This is a genomic window from Chitinophaga costaii, from assembly GCF_900094705.1.
GTDB lineage: Bacteria > Bacteroidota > Bacteroidia > Chitinophagales > Chitinophagaceae > Chitinophaga > Chitinophaga costaii.
This window is the reverse complement of record NZ_FMAR01000001.1, coordinates 26,279-49,734: the sequence shown is the minus strand read 5'-3', so window position 1 is coordinate 49,734 and position 23,456 is coordinate 26,279. Positions and strand designations below refer to the sequence as shown.

At 49.3% G+C, this 23,456-nt stretch carries 18 protein-coding genes; 14 read left to right on the top strand and 4 right to left on the bottom strand.

What is annotated here, in order from left to right; genetic code table 11:
- The first annotated feature begins 59 nt into the window (after positions 1–59).
- A complete protein-coding gene (locus GA0116948_RS00200; RefSeq protein WP_089707805.1) occupies positions 60–482 on the top strand; it encodes a hypothetical protein in 423 nt (140 codons plus the stop codon).
- Complete coding sequence (locus GA0116948_RS21165; RefSeq protein WP_165798301.1) at positions 479–631, top strand: hypothetical protein; 153 nt, start codon at positions 479–481, stop codon at positions 629–631. Before GA0116948_RS00200 ends, GA0116948_RS21165 begins: the two co-directional genes overlap by 4 nt.
- A 46-nt stretch (positions 632–677) precedes the next feature.
- Here the strand turns inward: GA0116948_RS21165 and GA0116948_RS00195 are convergent, their stop codons facing one another.
- Together GA0116948_RS00195 and GA0116948_RS00190 are read right to left on the bottom strand one after the other, a co-directional pair.
- Complete coding sequence (locus GA0116948_RS00195) at positions 678–1,469, bottom strand: sterol desaturase family protein (RefSeq protein ID WP_089707803.1); 792 nt, start codon at positions 1,467–1,469, stop codon at positions 678–680.
- A gap of 62 nt (positions 1,470–1,531) precedes the next feature.
- Complete coding sequence (locus GA0116948_RS00190; protein ID WP_089707801.1) at positions 1,532–2,125, bottom strand: Crp/Fnr family transcriptional regulator; 594 nt, start codon at positions 2,123–2,125, stop codon at positions 1,532–1,534.
- Between the two features lie 177 nt (positions 2,126–2,302).
- Between GA0116948_RS00190 and GA0116948_RS00185 the strand changes: the two genes are divergently transcribed.
- The 10 genes from GA0116948_RS00185 (at position 2,303) to GA0116948_RS00140 (ending at position 17,458) form a co-directional block, all read left to right on the top strand.
- The gene (locus GA0116948_RS00185; protein ID WP_089707799.1) at positions 2,303–2,890 is read left to right on the top strand and encodes an RNA polymerase sigma factor; all 588 of its coding nucleotides are present in this window, start codon (positions 2,303–2,305) and stop codon (positions 2,888–2,890) included.
- A gap of 63 nt (positions 2,891–2,953) precedes the next feature.
- On the top strand, positions 2,954–4,159 hold the full coding sequence (locus tag GA0116948_RS00180) for a FecR family protein (RefSeq protein ID WP_089707797.1): 1,206 nt from the start codon (positions 2,954–2,956) through the stop codon (positions 4,157–4,159).
- A 228-nt stretch (positions 4,160–4,387) separates the two neighbouring features.
- A complete protein-coding gene (locus GA0116948_RS00175; RefSeq protein WP_165798300.1) occupies positions 4,388–7,690 on the top strand; it encodes a SusC/RagA family TonB-linked outer membrane protein in 3,303 nt (1,100 codons plus the stop codon).
- Positions 7,691–7,700: 10 nt separating this feature from the next.
- On the top strand, positions 7,701–9,158 hold the full coding sequence (locus tag GA0116948_RS00170; protein WP_089707793.1) for a RagB/SusD family nutrient uptake outer membrane protein: 1,458 nt from the start codon (positions 7,701–7,703) through the stop codon (positions 9,156–9,158).
- Between the two features lie 27 nt (positions 9,159–9,185).
- Positions 9,186–9,953, top strand: coding sequence for a hypothetical protein (locus GA0116948_RS00165; protein WP_089707791.1), 768 nt, complete (start codon positions 9,186–9,188; stop codon positions 9,951–9,953).
- A 28-nt stretch (positions 9,954–9,981) separates the two neighbouring features.
- Positions 9,982–10,920, top strand: a complete 939-nt coding sequence (locus GA0116948_RS00160) for an ABC transporter ATP-binding protein (protein ID WP_089707789.1) — start codon at positions 9,982–9,984, stop codon at positions 10,918–10,920.
- A complete protein-coding gene (locus GA0116948_RS00155) occupies positions 10,917–13,241 on the top strand; it encodes an ABC transporter permease subunit (protein ID WP_089707787.1) in 2,325 nt (774 codons plus the stop codon). The genes GA0116948_RS00160 and GA0116948_RS00155 overlap by 4 nt, the downstream gene beginning before the upstream one ends.
- A 34-nt stretch (positions 13,242–13,275) precedes the next feature.
- Positions 13,276–14,589, top strand: a complete 1,314-nt coding sequence (locus tag GA0116948_RS00150) for a MutS-related protein (RefSeq protein ID WP_089707785.1) — start codon at positions 13,276–13,278, stop codon at positions 14,587–14,589.
- Entirely contained in the window at positions 14,586–15,905 is a 1,320-nt protein-coding gene (locus tag GA0116948_RS00145) for a MutS-related protein (RefSeq protein WP_089707783.1), read from the top strand. The genes GA0116948_RS00150 and GA0116948_RS00145 overlap by 4 nt, the downstream gene beginning before the upstream one ends.
- 74 nt (positions 15,906–15,979) lie before the next feature.
- Positions 15,980–17,458, top strand: a complete 1,479-nt coding sequence (locus tag GA0116948_RS00140) for a S41 family peptidase (RefSeq protein ID WP_089707782.1) — start codon at positions 15,980–15,982, stop codon at positions 17,456–17,458.
- Between the two features lie 56 nt (positions 17,459–17,514).
- Here GA0116948_RS00140 and GA0116948_RS00135 read toward each other — a convergent pair whose 3' ends face one another.
- Complete coding sequence (locus GA0116948_RS00135; RefSeq protein ID WP_089707781.1) at positions 17,515–18,384, bottom strand: DUF808 family protein; 870 nt, start codon at positions 18,382–18,384, stop codon at positions 17,515–17,517.
- A 369-nt stretch (positions 18,385–18,753) separates the two neighbouring features.
- Here GA0116948_RS00135 and GA0116948_RS00130 point away from each other — a divergent pair, with 369 nt between their 5' ends.
- The gene (locus GA0116948_RS00130; RefSeq protein ID WP_089707779.1) at positions 18,754–22,026 is read left to right on the top strand and encodes a glycosyl hydrolase; all 3,273 of its coding nucleotides are present in this window, start codon (positions 18,754–18,756) and stop codon (positions 22,024–22,026) included.
- An 81-nt stretch (positions 22,027–22,107) separates the two neighbouring features.
- Here GA0116948_RS00130 and GA0116948_RS00125 read toward each other — a convergent pair whose 3' ends face one another.
- Positions 22,108–22,926: an alpha/beta hydrolase gene (locus tag GA0116948_RS00125; protein ID WP_205686004.1), complete on the bottom strand. Its 819-nt coding sequence runs from the start codon at positions 22,924–22,926 to the stop codon at positions 22,108–22,110.
- An 85-nt stretch (positions 22,927–23,011) separates the two neighbouring features.
- On the opposite strand from GA0116948_RS00125, the gene GA0116948_RS00120 reads away from it, so the two are divergent.
- Positions 23,012–23,404 (top strand): winged helix-turn-helix transcriptional regulator, encoded by a 393-nt coding sequence (locus GA0116948_RS00120; protein WP_089707777.1) that lies wholly within the window; start codon positions 23,012–23,014, stop codon positions 23,402–23,404.
- The last annotated feature ends 52 nt before the right edge of the window (positions 23,405–23,456 follow it).

The window sequence follows — 23,456 nt, the reverse complement described above, 5'->3', positions numbered from 1 at the left end:
AGCTTTGCGATATCGGTACAGAAAATACATATTTCTTTTCACTTCAAAAACATCATCACATGGGAAAACAAGCAGTAGAAGGCACCATAGGAAACATGGCCTTTTACAAATCGAAAAATGGCTACATGGCCCGCATGAAGACCGGCGTAAGTGATCATCGCATTCTCAACGATCCGGTGAATGCCCGCACCCGGGAGAACATGGCAGAATTTAGCCGGGCCGGCAAGGCCGGTAAGCAATTGCGGATAGCCTTGGCCGGTAGTATACAGCAGGTAAAAGACAGTGGCATGACCGCCCGCCTGACCCGCGAAATGATGAAGGTGCTCAAGGCCGACGTAACCAGCACCCGTGGCCAGCGCAATGTAATCGATGGCGAGGCGGAGTTGCTACAAGGCTTTGAGTTCAATGCCGCCAGCCCCTTGGCCACCACCTTGTTTGCGCCAGCCACTGCGCCGGTGCAGTGGCCAGGTAATGGCGGATGAGCCGTTACGATCTATTCCGCAGCCGCAACATGTGTACCCACATAACGAGCAACCTTAATTCCGGCGAAATACAGGAGATCTACGGCCACCGCATGCGGGAAATGTTTAACCTCCTTGCGTTCTCACCGGAAACGGCAGGCAAACGCTAAAGGCCAACAACCAGGCGTTTCCCGCATCATCCGGGAAACGCCTTTCTTACGCCGCTTTAGCTACTTCCCGCACTTCCCCAAACCGCTGTTCCTGTATGCGGTCGTACTCCTTCACATAATCGGGGTTTTCCGTTTTCATCAGTTTATCCCACCAGCGGAAATACAAGCTGTAATTGCCTTTAAACTTACTGTGGTGCAAATTGTGGTACACCGAAGTATTGATCACCTCGAAGAGATAAGACTGGCGCAGTCCCTTCGGCATTATCTCATAGCCAAGATGGCCATACACATTAATGATCAAGCTCACCACGGTAAATATAATCAACATGTCCGCCTGCATGGGCAGCGTAAAGGCCAGGATGGGTAATATAGCGCCTTCCGTTACCGCCTCCACAATGTGAAAAGAGTAGGAGGTCCAGGGAGAGGGGTTCACCGACTGGTGGTGTACCAGGTGGGTATACTTGAAGATACTTTTATGGTGCAGCAGCCGGTGCATCCAGTAGAAATAAGTGTCGTGTATCACCAGGCTCAGTACCAGGCTGGCCGGCAGCCACCACAGGGGGTAGGCCTGCACATCGGTATAGAGCAGGGTATGCGATTTAAGGGGGGTAAAGAGCAGGATGCCTACCATGATGGAAAATACCAGGCTGGAAGAACTAGAGTGCAGGATTTCCCGGAAGAAGTCTTTTTTAACGGCCTTCCTTTTTTGGATTTTGTACTTGCTCGTGGAGGTTTCCAGCAGCAGGTAGAACAATAAAAAGGGGATACCCGCCAGCACGAGGTAGCGTACCAGGGTGATGCTGAATATAACGGCGATGGTCTTAGACAGTTGTTCCATACAAATTATTTTACGAAACAAAAGTAGGACGGTAAAATGGCGGGGCGGTTAACAAAAGATAATTAACGGGTATGCTTGGTAATAATTCTTTTCCGGATACGGCTCAGCGATACCGGGGTAATGCCCAGCAGGGTGGCCAGGTGTTTATCGGGCACCCGTTGCAGCAGGTCGGGCTTATCTGCTATCAGTTGCAGGTATCTTTCTTCTGGCGTTTGCAGCACAAAAGATTCGATGCGTTCCAGCGACTGGGCCAGCATGTCCAGCACAAATTGATAGCGGGCCTGCTCAAAGGCCGGGTTATTGGCCAGCAGTTGTTGTATAAGGTTATAGTCGATTTCCAGGATGGAGGTTTTTTCCAGGGCATGATAGGTAAACCGCGATGGCTGCTGCAACAAAATACTATCGTACGATGCAATGATCTGCTGTTCCCAGCGCAGTAGTACCGTGGTTTCAATGCCCTTCTCATTCACATGATAACAACGGATCATGCCCTCGTTAATGTAGGCCAGCCGGGGGCTGTTTTCCCCTTCGCGGATAAAGATTTCGCCGGGTTCCAATACCCGTTGCCGGGTGGCGCTGATGAGGCCAGGCAGCGCGGCGGGGTCCAGTCCTTTGAACAGGTTTATATAGAAAGCGGTTTTCGCTGCATCCAGCATGTTGTGATTTTCTTTTTAATTTTTTCCGGCAGGGGGCGCATGGACCGAACGTGTCAGCTTTGCGGCGAATGGGCTGCCCTGCCTGCCTGCAAAAATCGAAGTTCTGCCGGATAATTGCATTTTTATAGCTTGATTTTTTAATTATTTTTACATTTCAATCAAAATCGGGCTGCTAACTTGTCGCAGAAATCTTCTTTTACTGAGCACCAGCTTTTGCAGGGAATATCTTCGGGCGATACGTTGCACTATGCTTATATCTTCCAGGAGTATTATAGCGCGCTATGCCACTACGCCGAAACCATCATCGGCGAGCCGGGGCATGCGGAGGATATGGTGCAGGACGTTTTTGAAAAATTATGGCAGCGGCCATATGCCTTCGAAGACCTCCGGCATGTAAAGGATTTCCTGTACAAAGCCACCCGTAATGCGGCCCTTAACTTCCTGAAAGGGGCCCAGCATAGCCTGGAGCGGCAGGCAAAATTTCTCCAGGAGCAGGAGAAGGCGGTGTCTGCAGAAGCGCTGGACGTTATCCGCATGGAAGTGTTCCGCAGCATTTACCGCGAGATCAGCAACCTGCCCGAGCAATGTGGGAAGATTGTCCGCATGAGTTACATGGACGGGCTAAAAAACGAACAGATTGCCGAAATGCTTTCTATATCCCTGCAAACCGTTAAAAACCAGAAAACCAGGGGCATGAAGCTCCTGAGAGCCCGCCTGTCTACCGTCGTTTTTTCCTTATTCTTATTATTTTCCCAGCAGCCATAATTTTTTTCCGCTTCGTTTAGTACGATCGGGTAGTCGTGTTGTATTAATATAAATACACGATACATGGCGTCTCCATCGAACGATCCATTTAGCATTGCAGCACTTATTTCCCGGTCGCAACAGGGCCTGCTTACGGCCCAGGAGCAGGAAACGCTGGATGCATGGATAGCGGCCAGCGAGGAAAACCGCCAGGCATGGCTGGAAATGAACAACCCGGACCTACAGCAGGCGCACGTGCGCGCCATGGCCCGGTTTGATGAAACGGCGGCGCTGCAACGTTTTTTGTCCAACAAACCGGCTGCCACCCGTGTATTCCGGATGCGCCAGCACGCCTGGAAATGGGCAGCCGCCGTGCTGGTACTGGCCGTGGGGGTAGCTGCTTATATATTCCTTCCCCGTCATGGGTTACCCGGCCGCTATGGCCAAACCTACGCCCAGCACGACATTCCGCCGGGTAAAAACGGTGCCATCCTTACCCTGGCAGATGGCTCTCAGCTCGTGTTGGATAGTTTGCAGGAAGGAAAAATTGCCACCCAGCACGGCACACAAATTTCCCTGAACAATCATCAACTTACTTATGATGCTTCCGCTGCAACAGACGGAGCGGCCTATAATACCATTACCACGCCCAAGGGTCGCCAATATCACCTGCTGCTGCCCGATGGTACGGAAGTGTGGTTAAATGCGGCATCTTCTATCCAATATCCGGTGGCCTTCAAAGGACCGGAACGCCGGGTGAAGATCAGCGGGGAGCTTTATTTTGAAGTGGCCAACAAAAGCTGGCAGCCCTTTGTGGTAACATCCGATCAAATGAAACTGGAAGTATTGGGTACTTCCTTTAATGTAAATACCTACAACGACGAAAAAACCATTCGCACTACCTTGCTCACTGGTGCCGTAAAAGTAACACCACAACCGGGCCATACGCCTGCCATAAAGCCACAGGTACTGGTGCCTGGACAAACGGCTGTTTTAAGCAAACCTGCTGCCACGGAAGCAGCTACCCTTACCATCACAGACACACCGGATCCGGGTAAAATCATTGCCTGGAAAAACGGGCTATTTAATTTCGATGGCATGGATCTATACAGTGTCATGCGCCAACTGGAAAGATGGTATAATATAGAAGTACAGTATGTTGGAAAACCAGAGGATGTAATTTTTAAAGGAAAAATGCACCGCAATACAAATTTGTCGGATGTACTACAAGTGTTGGAAACGATGGATGTAAATTTTGAGTTAAAGGGGAATATTTTGTATGTAAAATAGTGGAGGTAACAAACGTTGCTTTAAAAAAAACCGGAAGTGCTTGCGACACTCCCGGCGAGGTTCAAGTAATGTAATAATCACAATCAGGTTAAGGACTGCTTATTTGTTCACTTAAACATACCGTCCCTTTTTACGGAGGCGGCTATCTGCAAATCTATGCAAATTATCTTTTATTGCATACGGGTTCCCTTTGGATGGAAACGTAGCTCAACCAAATCGCTGTTAGTCATGAAGCTAACAATCCTTCTCCTTACCGCCGCCTTGTTGCAAGTATCCGCCAGGGGCCTTTCGCAGAACATCAGTTTTAACGGTAAAAACGTAGCACTGGAAAAAGTGTTTGCCGCCGTAGAGTCGCAAACCGATTATGTGTTCCTGTACAAAGCTACCGCATTAACCGTAGCACAACCCGTTACTATCAACGCCCAGGGATTAGGCCTGGAAGCCTTTCTCAGCAAGGTATTCGAGCACCAGTCGCTTACCTACCGTATCATCGACAAAAACATTCTTATTTCCCGGAAAGAACCTGCGCCGCCAGTAGGTATCTCTTCCGTTGATTCGCTGCCGGCCAAACAGGAGCTGATCAATGTGTTTGTGTTTGCCGCCGGTTATGCCCCCTTGGGCAGCGCTACCATTAGCAACCTTACCGACAAAAAAAACTACCTCACCGCCGGTACCGGATCGGCCCAGGTGCCCATCCGGCTGGGCGACCAGTTGCGCATTAGCTTCATTGGTTATGTAGATCATTTTTTTACCATCAACGAAGCCATTCTTACCAGCAGGGCCTATAACATCGAGATGACCCTTTCTGAAAACAAACTCGATGAAGTACAGGTTACGGTATTAGGCACCACCAATAAAAGAACCGGTACCGCCAATATCGCCACGGTGAAAGCCAGGGATATTGAAAGGCAACCCGTCGTGAATGTACTGGATGCCATAGCAGGCCGTGTACCTGGCCTCCATATCAGCCAAACGGCTAATACGGCAGCCGCCCGGAAAGTAGAACTGCGGGGCCGCAACGTGCTGAACGAAGGCATGTATACCGATCCGCTGTATGTGGTGGATGGACTGCCCATTGCTACCTTATCCGTAAATCCTTTTGGAAGCAGTACACCTGTACAGGGCGGCTATTCCACTTCCGAAAGCCCGCTGTACATGATCAATCCCCTGGACATAGAAAGCGTAGACGTGCTGAAAGATGCGGATGCTACGGCGTTGTATGGCTCCCGGGGTGCCAATGGGGTGATCATCATCACCACCAAAAAAGGCAAACCAGGCCCTACCCGGTTTAATGCCAGCTACTCCAAAGTGTTCTCCGGCGTGCAGCGTTACATGCATTTAATGAACACCGATCAATACCTGGCCGTAAGAAAAGAAGCCATGATGAATGACGCCGCTACTCCTACCCGGGATAATGCGCCCGACCTCACCGTATGGGACCAGCATGCCTATACCGACTGGCAACGCCTCTTCTTCAAAAACGAGCAGTCGGATGATGTGCAGATGACGGCAGAAGGCGGGTTGCTGCTCAATACCTTCCGCGTAAGTGTGGGCTATACGTCCACTACAGAAATGTACAACCAGGGCAAGGGCAACGACCGTTTAACGGTAGGCATCTCCTTTAACCACCGCAGCCCCAATGGTAAGGTAACGCTGGACCTTTCTACCAACAATACCTATAGCAACAATGAATCGGCTGCTACGTTAGACTTTTTTAGCCTGCCCCCCAATGCACCTTCCATGTATGATGCCAACGGGGAATATAATTTTGAGCCCTACAGAACTACGTATGGAAGCAGTTATCCCTTCAGCAATATAAAACAATGGGGCGAAAATCAAACCCTTAAAAGTCAGACCAACGTAGGCTTTACCTACGAAATTATTAAAGACCTGACTGTAGGCGTACACCTTAGCGGCGAGTTTTTTACCAATAAATCCGGCAACTATTACCCCAAAGAAGGAAAAGATCCGATTACAAATCCCATCAGTATGGCGATCTATGGATCGGGTACCGGCAAGAGCGTGCTGGTAAGGCCTAACATTAATTATATTAAGCTATTTGGGGGGGCTAAGATCTCTGCATCCCTGGCAGCCGATTATAGTTATGCCGACCAAAGTGCGGAAACGTTATTTGGGATGAATTACTCCAACGATAATCTCATTAAGAGCTATGCCAACGCACAGTTGGTGCAGGCCATGAATAGCTATACCCAGTTGAAAATGGCCTCCATGCTGGCTACCATATCTTTCGATTGGCAGAGTAAATACATCGTTAATTTAAATGGCCGCCGCGATGGCTCGTCCCGCTTTGGCGACGGTACCCGTTTTGGCAACTTCGGATCGGCCGGTGCTTCCTGGGTGATATCAAATGAAAAATGGTTTAAGCAAGCGAACATGAACTGGCTAAGCTTTGCCCAGTTAAGATCTACCTATGGTGTAATGGGTAATGCCAATGTAGGCGATTACCAATACCTGAGCCGCTGGTCCAATATTCCGGCGGGAGCCCTGGATAAACTGCCCGACTACGACGATCAGTCCATTTATACCCTGGTACAGCCCGTGAACCAGAAATATAGTTGGTCCAGCGCCAGTAAGTTTGAAGTAGGTGCCCGTATAGGATTTTTTAACAGCCAGTTGAACGTAGAAGCCAACTACTACATCAACCGCGATGGCAACCAATTAACCAACATTACCACCCCGGCATTCACCGGCTTTACCTCCGTAACGGGCAACTGGCCTGCTGTAATCCGTAACGCAGGGGTAGAACTGATGTTGGATGCCACCATCCTGAACACCAATACCTGGGGCATCACCGCCCGTTTCCAGGTAAGTAAGAACCAGAACACGCTGGTGGCTTTCCCGGGACTGGAAGACTCCCCTTATAAAGATATGTACCGGATAGGCACCTCCGTAACGGCCAAGGCTTACTCCCACTATATCGGCATTAACCCACTGAATGGTACGCCCATGTTTGAGGATCATAACGGCGATGGCCTGCAACCGGCGGGGATGACTGGCACCAACTTCCCAGACACCAAGTTGGATGATCATTACAAGATCATTGACCTCAACCCTAAATATTTTGGGGGTGGGGGTTTCAGGGTAGATTTTATGCGGGTATTGTCGCTGGATGCGCAATTCAGCTTCGAAAATTCACTGGTTGCTGATCAGTTGAACAACCTTGGGTATGGCGTCATGAATAACATGGTGCTGTACAATGATATTGACAAAAGGCACTGGAAGCAGCCGGGCGATAAAGCCATTTATGCAAAGTATTCCACCCTGAGCAACGGGGGGCTTTTCGGATCGGATGCGTATTACGCCAAAGGTGCCTTTATAAGCCTGGACAACCTGAGCCTGGCCTACATACTGCCTGCTAACTGGGTAAAGAAAATAGGCATGAAGCAGGGAACATTTTCTGTAAACTCTTCCAAGATTTTTAAAGTGTCGCAATACAGAATATCGGATGTGGAACTGGGTACTACCCCACAGATCAGAAGAATTGCTGCCAACCTGAGATTTAGCTTATAAAAACAATTGTATGAAAAATATTACTTCCCATATAACGGCCGCCGGTGTTTTATGTGTAAGCCTGTTAGTAACAGCTTGCAACAAAATGCTGGATATAAAAGATCCGATCAATTCTATCACTACCGGCCAGGTTTTCGGGAGCGACGATCAGGCATCCACGGCGCTCAATGGTTTATATTCTTACCTGATCAATGGGGGAGAAAATGAACTGAATTCATTCGCCACGCTGGGCAACGATTTATACAGCGCCGGCGGCATTACGCTGGCAGCCGGTCATTCGGCAGATGAACTCTATAACCCCTCGCTCAGTGGGCAGGACGTGTACTATGTAGAAATGACCAACCGGATTACCCTGCAAAACCTGGGCTATTCCAGCAAAATGTGGAAGTCGGCCTATAAGGGCGTCTATAATGCCAATGCGTTAATAGATGGTGTAAAAACGGCTACCTCCGCCGCTTTTACCCAGGCCTACCGCAAGCAAGTGCTGGGCGAAGCCCTGGCCGTAAGGGCGATGAGTTATTTTTACCTGGTAAACCTCTTCGAGAAAATACCCCTCGCTTTATCCATCGATTATAATGAAACGCAAACACTGCCTTCTTCCCCTGCTTCCACCATATACCAGCAAATCATCAGCGACCTGGAAGAAGCATCGGGCTATCTTGCCGAAGCCTATGATGGTAAAAATGTAGAGCGCATCCGCATTAATAAGTGGTTCGTAGAAGGTATGCTGGCAAGGGTATACCTGTATACCAAAGATTATGAGAAAGCCTGGCAGCATGCCAATAATGTAATAAGCCGCAATGATTTGTTTCAACTGGAACCGCTGAGCAGCGTGTTCACCAACGCCAGCCGGGAAGTTATTTTCCAATTGAAGCAAAGTAACATCAGCGGCGCCCGGGGCAATGCCACGCCGGAAGAGTATTCCATGACAGGCCGCTATATTACGCCGGTGCTACTGAACGCTTTTGAAGCAGGCGATAACCGGAAAACGGCCTGGATGCAGGCCGTCGTGAGTGGCCCTTATACACCGGCAGGTTATTTTCCGGCCAAGTATAAGATCAACTCAACCAACTTTTCCTATGGTGGCAACCGGTCTGAATATTATGTAGTGATGCGCCTTGCAGAAATGTACCTGATCCGGGCAGAAGCCAACATGCTGCGCAGCGCGGCCAATAAAAATGCGGTGATCGACGATCTCAATACCATCCGTACCCGCGCAGGACTGGGCAACCTCGCTTATACACTGACCGACCAGCAGGTAACGGATACCATCGCGCATGAAAGGCAGGTAGAGTTGTTTGCAGAATGGGGACACCGCTGGCTGGACCTGAAAAGGACGAACAAAGCTACGGAGGTACTGTCGTCCATTTCTTACAAACAGCCCTGGAGCCAGCACGAGTTGCTCTATCCCATTCCGCCAGATGAGATCTTGTATGACAACAAACTCGCTCAGAATACCGGCTACTAAAAGGAGATCACACTTAAACCAAACACCATGTTTCAATTCAGCTATAAAAAATATTTCAAAGCAGGTGTAGTAGCCATCAGTATGCTGCTGCTCGGTACTTCCTGTAAAAAGGATATGCCGGATGAGGTATACCCTGCTTCTGTAACAATTGTGAATGGCATAAACGATAATACCACTTTATTGTCGGCTTATTTTGGCGACACGCAACCCAAAATCTATGGGTTGCTGTCTTATATTTATCCTGGTAATACTATAAACTATGCGACCAATAAACAAGTATTGCCGGTTACGCTGTATAAAAATTACGATACGGTGTCACCTATTAAACCCTTTTTAAAAACCAGCCTGCCACTGGAATTGGGCAGCATCTACACCCATTTTGTGTACGGGAGTGCTTCGGCGGTGAAACAAATGACCATCAAAGAACAAATTCCCCTTCGTGACAAAAATGATAGTGTGGCCTATCTACGCATTATCAATCTATTTGATAACAGGGCCATCGACGTATTGCAACTGGAACCGGTGCCTGGCACCATGGTGTCTAACCTTGCCTACGAGCAACTCACCGATTTTATCAAAGTACCGGATAACTCGGCTGTATATAATTTCCGTTTTGAAGTAAGGGATCATGCTACCGGGGAAATCTTAGCCACTTTTACGGATATTAATATTTATACCGGCACTACTACCCTGAATACCCAATGGCTATTTAAGGCACGTACTTTATTGGTAAGCGGTACCTATACGGCAGCAGGCAATTTCACGGCCAGGGCAAAAAGCTTTGGACATTTTTAACCCAAGTTTTAATCATAAGTAACAGCATATGCAACCTATATTAAAGGTGGACAACCTATCGCATAAGTATGCCAGTAACTGGGCCATACGCGAAATAAATTTTGAGATCAACGATACCGGCGTAGTCGGATTGCTGGGCTCTAATGGGGCGGGTAAGTCTACCACCATGAATATCATTTGTGGCACCTTGCTGCAAACGGAAGGCAATGTGTCTATCAATGGCCTGAACATGAAAGACGATCCGATTGCCTATAAAAAACAGATAGGATTTTTGCCACAGCAGGCACCCCTGTACCTGGACTTTACCGTGCAAGAATACCTGGAATATGCGGCGCAGCTCAGGCTGATGGAGAAGCGCCATATTAAAAGCGCCGTAGACGAAGTATTGGAGAAAACGTCCATCACCCAAATGCGGTCCCGCCTCATCAAAAACCTGTCTGGCGGTTATCGCCAGCGGGTAGGCATTGCCCAGTCTATCATTAACCAACCCAAAGTGGTGATACTCGATGAGCCCACCAATGGGCTGGATCCTAACCAGATCATTGAGGCCCGCAAACTCATCAAAGAAATAGCACAAGACCGGGCGGTATTGCTATCCTCCCATGTACTGTCAGAAATTAACCTGCTGGCCAAAGAGATTATCATGATCGAGGCCGGGCAGGTAGTATTTGCAGACACCCTCGATGCGTTCAATAACATCCTGCAACCCAATTCCATGGTGATCAGAATGCTCCATATGCCTGCGGTAGATGAATTGCTGGCCATAGAAGATGTGCAGAAAGTAGAGCTGCTGCCAGATAACAAATGCCGCATCTACTTCCAGCCCAACGACGACCTGGCAGAAAGAATAGTGAAGATGAGCAGCGATAAAAACTGGCGGCTCACGGATATTCACACAGAGTCTTCCGGCATGGACGATGTATTCAAACAATTATCATCAAATGTTGCTTCAACCTTACAAAAATGAAAGTAGTTTTTAATATAGCGCGGGCGGAATTGCGGTATTTCTTCTTTTCACCCATCGCATGGTTTGTATTGATATTATTCCTGATGTCCAGTGCGGGCATCATTATGGGAAACCTGTCCGATATGGCGTTGCAGCAAGACACCATGATAGAATTGCAGGGCAAACTTTTTCAAGGTTTCCTCAATGCCCCCCTCACCCGGATGGTGATTGGCAAGGGGCTGGACACGGTGTTGATGATCTTCTTTTTGTTCATCCCCCTGTTGACCATGGGCGTGATTAACCGGGAGTATTCCGCCGGTACGATTAAGCTGTTGCATTCCTCCCCGGTGAGAACCCGGCAAATCATCCTGGGTAAGTTTTTAGGCGTATACACGTTTGTATGCCTGATGATCCTGGTGTTTCTGGGTGTGCTGGCCGTATTAACCGTTTCTATCCAGCAGGTAGAGGTGCTGCATATCCTGTCTATGGTGCTGGGCTTCTTTTTACTGGCGGCCATGTATGTAGCCATTGGTATGTTTATATCCAGTTTAACATCTTACCCCATTGTGGCGGGTATTGGCACCTTTGTAGTACTGATTTTGTTCACCTCCTTAAAACTATTGTTTCAGGGAACAGATTATGTGCGGGATGTTACCTATTTTCTTTCCAGCTCCGGAAGGGTAGAGACCCTGCTCGCGGGCCTGATCACCACCAGGGACCTGATTTACTTTTTCAGCATTATCGCCCTTTTCATCATATTCACCATTATCAAAACAAAATCCGTAACCGAGTCCAAATCATGGCGGGTATCGGGACTCAGGTACCTGTTGGCATTTTCCATCACGGTAGTAATACTGGTCGTTACCTCCCTGCAGGGAATGATAGGCTACTGGGATGTAACGAGAAGCAAAACAAACACCCTGCATGAAAACACCCAGGCTGTCATAAAACAGCTAGATGGATCGCCGCTGAAGGTAACCCTGTACACCAACCTGTTAGGCTATAACTTGCTCAGTGGCTTGCCCAACGCACGCAATAGCTACCTGTGGGATTTCTGGGCCAGGTACCGCCGCTTTTATCATAACATTGAGTTTAACTACGTGTACTATTACGATGTTAATGATGGCGATAGTTCCATATACCGGGTATATCCGGGCAAATCCCTGGATGAAATAGCAGAGAAATATGCGGAAATGAACCGCACCGACCTGGCCCTCTTTAAAAAACCAGCGGAAATACGTAGCCTCATAGACCTGGAATCAGAACCGAAAGGCTTATTGATGCAGGTGGAGTATAAAGGAAAAAAAACCTTCCTGAGAACGTATATGGATCCGGAGATCTTCCCCAGTGAAAGACATGTATCCGGCAGCCTGCTGCGCTTACTGAATGATACCACACCCACGTTTAAATTCCTGACCGGCCATTATGAACGCTCCCCCCTGAAGTTTGGCGAACGGGAATATGGTGGGCATACCATCAATAAAGGTTCCAGGAATGCGTTAATTAATATGGGATTGAATTTCGATACCATATCCTCTCTGGGTGCAACTACCTTCCGGCCCGGTGATGTACTGGTGGTGTCTGATCCGAAAACCACCTTGGATAAATCCATTATTTATAGTGTAAAACAATATATCGACAAAGGCGGCAATGCCATGTTCTACGCCGAACCAGGCAAGCAGTTTATCATGAACCCTATTTTAAACCATGTGGGGGTAAATGCAGACGAAGGCACCATTGTGAAGGTAAATTCCCAGGATATGCCGCACAAGTTTGTTGGGTTAATTTCTAAAACGGGCACTGACATGGCGGATGAACAACCCTTCTTCTTCTTCCGCAATGGTATTATCAAAGCCTGCAAGGTGGCGATCACGGGTGCCAGTGTATTGAGCTATACCGATACCACCGGTTTTAAAGTAGAGCAGATTACCACCCTGCCTAACAATGTAAACACCTGGGTAGAAAGAGGGGTGCTGGTGGTAGATTCTGCCGCTCCTACCTTTAACCCGGCAGAAGGCGACTACCGCAAGGAAGCGCCCTACCCGGTAGGGTTACAGCTTACCCGCCACATCGGCCATAAATTGCAGAAAGTCATCATTTCCAGCGATGCAGACATGATGTCTGCCGCTAAAAGCGATGGGGGAGATTATGGCAATGCCTTCTATAGCTATACGGTAGATAATAAGTTCCCCGTGTATCATAACTTTAAAGTACCCACCGACATATGGCTGACCATCAAAAAGGGCCCGGCCCAAACGTTGAAGATGGTGCTGCAATATGTGTTACCCGCCCTTATCCTGCTGGCCGGTATTGTGATCCTGATCAGAAGAAAACGCAAATAGCGGGTAGTTCAATTGTTTTATAAAAAGTATTATTATGTATTTGCAGACAGATTCGCAGACGATGGACGACCTCCGGTTGTTTTCGAAGGCAGACACACAGGGTATTTATGATATGTATAATCATTCCCATACCCGTGGCGGGCAAACCATTATGGAAGCCATGTTCCGCAAACCGTTGAACAACCGGGAAGCCATCATCCAGCGCATCAACACTATTACTGCTTTTGTGAACATGAAAGCCACCTTTCCCTTCAATAGTGCCACGCTGGACCAGGCAGAGAAATACATTTCGTTTGACGACCATCCCGATGGCGGTACCAAAGTATCGCTCAGCGAAAAGGAAATACAAAACGGTATTATGGCCGTCATCGATCTTTTTCATGCGCTCAGAAAATACCTGGAATCGGCTGCAATAGCCCAGGTAAAAGAGCTGGAGGAAGAGCGGCAGGCGGCCATCGGGTTGTTAAAAGATCCGGTATTTGCACCGGTGTTCAATGAAAAACCGAATGCCAAAATATCATTTGCCGCCGTAACGGCTTTTGATGTGCTGATCCGCAGTAAGGAGAAAAGGAAAGTGCTGCAACTGCTGCATTTTATTTATCATATCGATGTGTATGTTTCTGTGGCGCAGGTTACCGCAAAACATCACCTGGTGTTCCCGGTGGTACACCCAAAGGGAACCAGCATTTTAAAAGTGGACGGTGTATACCATCCACTTTTAAAAAATGCGGTGGCCAACAGCCTCTATATGGACCCTTCCTGCAACCTGGTATTCCTTACGGGGGCCAACATGGCCGGGAAGTCTACCTTCCTGCGCTCGTTCAGCACCGCCGTGTACATTGCCCACATGGGCTTTCCGGTGGCCGCCGCCGCGATGGAGTTTTCGGTAATGGATGGGGTGTATACCACCATCAACCTGCCGGATAACCTGGGCATAGGGGCCAGCCACTTCTACGCAGAGGTGCTGCGGGTAAAGAAAATAGGACAGGAACTCAGTGAAGGCAAATCATTGTTTGTCCTGTTCGACGAACTATTCCGCGGTACCAATGTAAAGGATGCACTGGAAGGCACCCTGGCGGTGTGTAATGCATTTACCACCCGCAAAGACAGTAAGTTTATCATCTCCTCCCATATTATCGAGGCGGCAGACGACTTGCGCAAAAAGGAAAGTACCGCCTATTATTTTCTGCCCACCATTATGAACGGGGCGGTACCTGCCTACACGTATACCCTGCAGGAAGGCGTGACCAATGATAAGCATGGCATGATCATTATCAACAACGAAGGTATCATGGACATTCTGAAACAGGGCAACAAAGGTGGAAAAAGGTTAAATAAGCAATTATGAGTTTTAAAATAGATCGCCAATCGGTAGGAGAGCTAAACCTGATGGGGAAATTCCGCCAGGGTTCTGTGTATTTTCTATTCAATAAGGTGAGAACACGGATCGGCGAGAAACTGATGGACGATATGTTTTCCCACCCGCTCAACGATGCCGCTGCGATTAACCGGCGGGTAGCCATATTTAAGTTTTTTGAAGATAAAGGCATGGCCTTTCCTTTTGAGACAGACCAGGTGGCCCTCATGCGGGAATATATAGACATCACGTCCAGCCGTTCGCAATGGGCGGTGGCGGCGGAGCTACAGGTGCAAAAGCTGCTGGCAATACTCACCAAAGACGGCCGTTTTAAAAACACCTTGCTGCAATTGCAGGCCACGATTGGCACGCTGAAGAAGTGTTTTGGACTGCTGGAATGGCTAAAACGGGAGAACAGTCCTTTGCAGGACCAGGTAGAAGCCTTGCTGGCCATCCTGCAACAAAAAGACATGCGCAAAATACTGGAAAGCGATATCTACAAGCCCATGTCTACCCGTACCGTAGCGGACTACGACTACCTGCTGCGCAACCGACACAACGATGCGATGAAGGCGGTGCTGCAATTCATTGCGGAAACAGACGTATACATGGCCGTGAGCCAGGTGTCGCGGGAGAAGCATTTTTGTTATGCCAGGGCGGTGGATAAAGCCGAGAATGTGTTTCATGCCAAAGGTCTGCGGCATCCCTGTATTAATAAAGCTGTGGGCAACGATCTGCACATGCAGGAGGGCAGTAATGTACTCTTCCTCACCGGGGCCAATATGGCGGGTAAGTCTACCTGGATGAAGTCCATCGGTATCGCTATGTACATGGCGCATATTGGTTTCCCGGTGGCCGCTACGGAAATGGTATGCTCCGTACGCGAAGGCATCTTCTCCAGCATTAACGTGGCAGACAATATCGCCATGGGCTACAGTCATTTTTATGCAGAAGTAGTAAGGGTGAAAGACGCTGCCCTGGCGGCAGCTACCGGCGAACACCTGCTGCTGATGTTTGATGAGTTGTTTAAAGGCACCAATGTGAAAGACGCCTTTGATGGTACCCTGGCGGTAACGCAGGGATTTTCCGAATACAACAACTGCCTGTTTATCGTATCCACCCACATCATTGAAGTGGGAGCAGCGCTGAAAGACCTGCCCAATGTGCAGTTCCGCTTTATGCCTACTATACTGGATGGTAACATACCCCGGTATACCTACACGTTGCAGGAAGGTATTACGGAAGACCGGCAGGGCATGATGATCATCGAAAACGAGGGCATCATTGCACTGATTAATAAAATGTAACGGGGTGTACACATATCCCTGATCCGCTCCCGGCTATAAGCCTTGCAGCTTACTGTTTTAAAATCACCCATAACATGAAGCATCTATTTGCGGCAGGGATAGGTATGTCCCTGCTCTACACCACTGCTGTGGCCCAGGTACAACCTTTTTCCCGCTTTACCCGGCAGGATTTGAAAGATGATTTTACCTACGCCGTGGCCCTGCTGAAGCAGCAGCATCCTAACCCTTATAAGTTTACGGATACGGTTACGTTCAATCATCAATTCGATTCCCTGATGAACCGGCTGGATAAAGATCCTTCGTTGCTCAGCGCTTTACGGTATTCGCCCATACAGTTGTTCCATGATGTGCATTTGAAACTGGATTATGATGAGGAAGCAGTGGTAGACGTATTGTATGGCATGCATCATTTTCCGCTGGCCACCACCACGTTTAAAGACCGGATTATTGTAAATACCAAAGGAGAAACCATCCCTTTTGGTGCAGAAATACTGCGTATTAATAAAATGCCGGCGGCTAAGCTACTCAGCGAAATAGGCTATGCCACTTACAGCGATGGTTTCATCCAAACAGGGAACGACCGTACTGCCACGGGCCTTAGTTTATTCATCAGCCTCATTTTTCCGGAGGCCACCAGCTATGAAGTAACCTACAAAGAAGTAGGTGCTAAAAACCCCACGACGGTTACACTGAAAGCGGTAGATGCTAAAACCGGTTTCCATAACCGGAGCCTGGGCCAACTACCCTACAATACTTTCCTGAAGCGTGCCTATGTAACGAAGGAGTACCAGGAAAAGGAGTCTGCCGCCATCCTGACCGTGCTGACATTTATGTTGCAGGAGAATGCTATGTACAAGGAGTTGAGCGATTTTTTTGCGGAAGTAAAGAAGCGCCATATCAACAACGTTATCATCGACATCCGCGCTAACGGCGGTGGCAACCCGAATATGGCTGCCCTGCTGTATTCCTTTATCGCCTTGCAACCGTTCGATAATGTGTTTAATTACCGCACCAAGAACATACAGCTGCATGATCCGGAAAACCTGTTAAATGGATATGGCACCAAGATGGCAGCAGATGAAATAAAGCAGACCGACAACTTCCTGCAACAACGGTTTGATTACGACAGCGCCAAGGGATTCTTCTATGGCAATGCCCGCCTGGCAGAAGGTTCCATTGCCAACTACCCGCCCGATAAAAATAATTTTACCGGCAAAGTGTATGTACTGATCAGTGGGGGTACGGTAAGTGCGGCCACCTACTTTGCGGCCTTGGTAAAGAATAACAAACGGGGGGTGCTGATCGGCACCGAAACCGGTAGCGGAGAAGCGTCCACTACAGCGGCCTGGTTCAATACCTACCTGCTGCCTAAAACAAAAAGTAAGTTGACCGTTCCGATGAGCGAAGTATATTTCATGAATGCCCGCCAGGATAATGGCCGGGGATGTATACCCGATCAGGAACTCTCCTTTGAAGCATTTCAGCAATATATACACGATGGCAAAGACCCCGACATCCAATATACCTTGGATATGATCCGGGCTGGCAAATAATAATATCCGGAAGCCTTACAGGAAAGGGCGTGCCCGTAAGCGCCGCCCTTTTGTATTTACCGGCCTTTAAATAATGCGATCAGCTTTTTGCCGGCGGTCATTAACCCCACCATGAGCAGTCCTACGAGGAGGCCATATATCACTTGCTTGATCATGGAGGCTACCCCGGGCAGTAAATGATGGAAGTAAGGAATATTATGCTCAAATATGCCGCCCGCTACCACTACCAGCGCGATGGTGCCTACTACAGACAGTATGCGGATAATAACGGGCAGGGCCTTCACCAACCCGTTGCCAAAGACTGCCCAAAAGCCCTTGTTCTTGGTGCGGGATATCATTTTATATCCCACATCATCCATGCGCACGATGATGGCCACAATGCCATACACCCCCACGGTGGCCATGGCGCTCACCACTGTAACGGTTACTACCTGTATAAGCAATGCCTGGTTTAATACAGCCCCCAATGCAATGATCACGATCTCTATGGAAAGGATAAAATCGGTGGTAATGGCTGCTTTAATTCTCGCCTTTTCGGTAGGTGGATTTTCGGGCGCTGCGGCTGTAACGGGTGCCGGCGTTTGTTTGCCCCGGTGAAAAAGAAATTCCACGATCTTTTCTACTCCCTCATACGACAGGTAAATACCCCCCAATACCAGGGCCACCTTGATGGCCACCGGGAAAAATACATTCAACAATAAAGCAATGGGAATGATGATCAGTTTATTGAGCAAAGACCCTTTCGTAATAGCCCAAAGCACGGGCAGCTCCCGCGAAGAAACGAAGCCCGTTGCTTTTTCTGCATTCACCGCCAGGTCGTCGCCCAGTATGCCAGCTGTTTTCTGCGCAGCCACTTTAGTCGTAACAGCAATGTCGTCCATTAACGAAGCTATATCGTCCAGGATAGCAAAGAAACCCGATGCCATAGGGTATAAAATTTAAATATTTTCTGAAAACAGTACTACGCGTACGATAGGTTACCGCTATATTAATGAAAATTTAAGTAGGCGCTGGATAATCTTTTGCCTGCCCGGAATGGATTTCAAGAAGTTAGGTAAGGCCGGTAATAGCCGCCCGCCGCACCTGACTGCCACAGTAGGGCAAGGGCCACGCTAAAAAAAACCATTATATATTATTATCTTCCGCCTTACCGGAAACCAAATGAACTTGACAAGAAATGCCATGGCCGCTTGCGCTACCATGACATTCTACCGCGCTGCTATAAAAAACAAGTGCGCGGAAAGACGTCATCATCCACCATGCACACCCATCATTAAAGTTATCAATGCCTTTCCATGAAAAGATATTACCCGTTATGCACGGCGGCACTCCTGGTGCTGCTGGCATCCGCCAGCGCGCAGGTGGTGAAGCCTCCTTTTGTTCCATCACAGCAGGAGCTGGACCGTCCGTTTGGAAAAGAGGACGAAGTGCAGTTTCGCACACCGCCCCTAGTAGATCACCCGGAAACCTGGTTTCATTTCATTGGCGGGAATGTTTCTAAAGCAGGCATCACCAAAGATCTGGAGGCCATCGCCCAGGCGGGCTTCTCGGGCGTACAGCTTTTTCATGGCCAGTTTGGAGGCCCCTGGCCTGGGGTAGCTGCACAAATTACCAGCCTGAGTGCAAACTGGGACGATGCGGTAAAACATACCGCCCAGGAGTGCCGGCGCTTAGGATTAAATTTTTCGATGAATAACTGCCCCGGATGGGCCACTTCCGGTGGGCCATGGATCACCCCTGCCAATGCCATGCGCACCATCGTGTGGAGCCGCACGGATGTTACTGGCGGCCAGACCATCCGCCAAAACCTGCCTATGCCGCAACCCAGTACCGCCGCCTGGCGTGATTATAAACCGGTGGCGGTGCTGGCATTTCCCACGCCCCTGGGCGATTCCGGCAAGCCGTTGGTGCCGCAGGTGGTAAAGAGTAATGTAGCCGCCGATTGGAAATTGTATGTAGCCGGGAAGGCCCAACAAGCTATTCACCTGCCGCCCGCAGATACGATGAAGCCGTATTGGGTGGAAGTGAATTTTGATACCGCCACCATCGTACGCAGTGTGGAGTTTTCGAGTATACAGGCCTTTAACCATGCGCAGGCGTACGATCCTGGTGTAAGGGTGGTGATACAGGCCGTATTAGCGCAGGGGCAAATAAGAGATATCCTGCAGGTGAATATGCCGCAGGCAAACTGGCAGGATGATCAGCCCATTACCTTGGCTTGTGATGAAGTGCCCGGGGTAAAGACTTACCGCATTATAATTTACAACAAACATGATATGGCGCTAGGTTCGCTCCGCCTTTTTTCCGCTGCGCGGAAGGATAGCTGGGAGTCGGAAGCGGGATGGACGTTAAGAAGCCTGGAAAGGGCCGGGCAACATCCCAAGCAATCGCCCCAGGCATTTATTAATGCCCATGATATCCTGGATATTTCGGGCAGCATGGACTCCACCGGCCACCTGCAATGGACAGCACCCAAAGGCGCATGGACCATCCTGCGGATAGGGCATGTAAATGCGGGCCGCCAAAATGGACCAGCGCCCAAAGAAGGCACCGGCTGGGAGGCCAATAAACTGGCTGCCTCCGGGGCAGAGGCGCATTTTGCCGGGTACATAGGCCGCTTATCCGGTCAGCAGGGACCCCTGGCCGGTGGGCTGCTCAATGGCATGCTCATAGATAGCTGGGAGTGCCATACCCAAACCTGGACACCGGATATGGAGGCCAATTTTCAACGCGTTTCCCATTATCCCCTGCGCCAGTGGCTGCCCGCATTGTTTGGCTACGTGATCAAAGACCCGGAAACAACGGGACGCTTTTTGATAGACTGGCGCAACACGGTCAATGAGCTCTTCACCCATAACTATTATGGCCGCATGGCCACATTGGCCAGGAAAAACGGCCTATACGTAAGCTATGAAACATCGGCAGGGGATATTATACCCGGCGATATCCTGGAGTACTATAAATATGCAGATGTGCCGATGGCCGAGTTTTGGCAGCCTATGAGTGATGCCTTTGTAGGCTCGCTGAACTTTAAACCCATTAAACCAACGGTGTCTGCAGCCCGGATGTACGGCAAGCCAAGGGTGGCCGCAGAGTCGTTTACCAATATGACACTCAGTTGGGACGAACACTTTGATATGCTCCGGGAAGTGGCCAACTGCAATACGGCAGAAGGGGTGACCCACTATGTTTTTCATACATATACCCACAACCCGCAAACGCCGTTTATAGCCCCGGGATCGTCGTTCGGTGCCGGTATTGGTACCCCTTTCCTGAGAGGGCAAACCTGGTGGCCATACATGCCTTATTTTACCAATTACCTGGCACGTTGTACGTATATGCTGGAAAGGGGAAAACCGGTGTCGGATGTGTTATGGTACCTGGGGGATGAAGTGAATCATAAGCCCAACCAACTGGCGCCCTTCCCCGAAGGATTTAAGTATGATTACTGTAACCCGGATGTGCTGATCAACCGGCTTATGGTAAAAAACGGCTTGCTGGTAACTCCCGAAGGCATTGAATACCGCGTGTTGTGGCTACCCGATGCACCGCGTATGCTGCCCCAAACGTTAGCCAAAATAAACACCCTGGTGAAAGCAGGGGCCACCATCGTGGGCGAAGCGCCGGTGGGCCTTGCTACGCTAGCTGGTGGGGATGCCGCGCAATTACGTTTTAATGCCGCCGTGAAAAGCATTTGGGGAACCGGCCAAACCGGCATCCGGAAAAATGGGAAAGGGTATGTTGTTTCCGGCATTACCCTGCAACAGGCATTAGCAGCGTTGCATATACCTCCCGATGTTACCGGGGGCGATGCATTATGGGTGCACCGGAAGACAGCGGGGGCAGACTGGTACTTTATCAGTGCACCCAAAGGGAAAGGATTTGGGGGGCAACTTAGCTTCCGGACCGCCGGTGCCCCTGCCTATTGGGATCCCATAACCGGCACCACCCGGAACATTCCCAGTTATCAAAAAGATGGCCGTACCGTTATTGACCTGGATCTTGCCCAATCAAATGCATGCTTTATTGTATTCTCCAAAAAGGCTCCTACGCAGGTGGTGAACAGCAGGGACCTGGCATCCATCCCCATTGCCGGCCCCTGGACCTTGCACTTTCCGGCAGGGTGGGGAGCGCCGGATACGGTAAGGCTCACCGAACTGAAAGCATGGAATGCACTGGACCTATCGCCGGCAGGAAAAGCCTTCTCCGGCACCGCTACTTACACCACCACTTTTACAATAGATAGTGTACTACCCAACCGGCAATATATACTGAACCTGGGCCGTGTAGACATGGTAGCTACCGTTGCGATAAACGGTACGCCGGTGGGCAATGTGCTGGCGCCACCCTATCAGCTATCAGTAAATACCTTCCTGCATCAAGGGCAAAATACCTTAACGGTGGCCGTAACCAGTACCTGGTTTAACCGGCTGGTGTATGATGCCGGTATACCGGAAGACCAGCGCAAGACATGGACCATCGACGGCCCAGACCCCAGCGCCACCTTGCAGGCCACGGGTTTAATAGGACCGGTAACCATGCAGGTGAAAGAACCGGCGCATCTTTAAGGGGAAAGGCCCTCAGCAATTGCACCCATCGGCAGGAAGGTGGTAAAAAGTTGTTCCATCTTGGAGGCTGGCAGCGGCTGCTTAGCGGAGGTGTTGTTGAAAATACAGAAAGTGATATTCGATAGCGGTATGCCAGTAAGCGGTATTATGATCACCCGGTTGGGTGATGCAGGTAGCCGGTAATTGCAGTTGTGTAGCCAGTGCCTGTAGGGCTTGTGTGTCGGGTAATAAAATATCTGCGCTGCCACAATCTATCAGGAAAGGACGGTGTAGCGGGTGCTGTTGCAAGAGGGTCGTGATGCGGTATTCCTGCCAGTTGGTATGGCCAGGCTGGCCCAGCGCAAGGGTCATATCGTTTGTAAGCCGGTTAGACTGCCAGAAGTGCTGGCTAACCTGCTGATAGAAGGAAAACGCCGGTTGTAGTGCGCCGCTGGTAGATGCTGCGGTGTTAAAATAATCAGGATGTAATATAAAATAGCGCAAAGCCCCATAGCCCCCCATACTTAAGCCGCTGATAAAAATGTTGTTGGTATCGATGGTATAAGCCGCGTGTACGGCAGGTACAAGGTCTTTAAAGAAAAAATCTTCATACGCAGCACCGTTTCTGGCGGCTGCATTTACATAATACGTAACACCACCTTCCGGGCAAACAATAATGGCGTTATAGCGGTTGCTGAGTGCCTGCAGGTCGGTGGTGCGGCTCCATTGGAGGTAATTTTCACTATAGCCATGCAGGAGGTACACCAGCGGATAATGCTGGGCAGGCGTATAGTGCTGCGGTGTAAAAATAAGTACGCTGTCTGGCTGTGCCAGGTACTTAGTGGGTAATATCCAGGTGGTTTGTGCAGTGGCGGTGGTGTGCATGTAGATACAAAGCAGGAGAATGGTAATCTGTTTCAATTGAATTATTTTTACAACACAAATTTGCCCTGGAATATATTGCCGGGCAATAGCGAACAAAATTGTGAGCCAATAAAGAAAAGCTATGCGAAAAGAACAATCTTCGAACGCGATCAATGAGCAGTTTTTATTCCAGGTATGTGCTCTAAATTCCGCTATCAGTGTCATTAGTGGGAGGTGGAAATCGCAGTTGGTGTATTCCATTTACCAGGGCAACAACCGGTTTCATTTGCTGAGCAAGGCCCTTCCCAATATAGCAGAACAGGTTTTAGCCCGCCAACTGAAGGAGTTGGAAGCGCAGCAAATACTTTTGAAGAAGATTATACCGGGTACTACGCCGGCTGGAATAGTGTACGAACTTACTCTTAAAGGCAGGGAGCTGGTGCCGCTGTTGCAGGGGTTGTGTAACTGGAGCAATAAATTTGCAGCAGGCGCACCGGTTCCGGTTCCGGCATACCAGGCAGGCGCGGGAGGGTGATGGCTGCCTGCGCTGTTTGTAAGAAAGGGATATATATTGGGTAGGCTCCAGT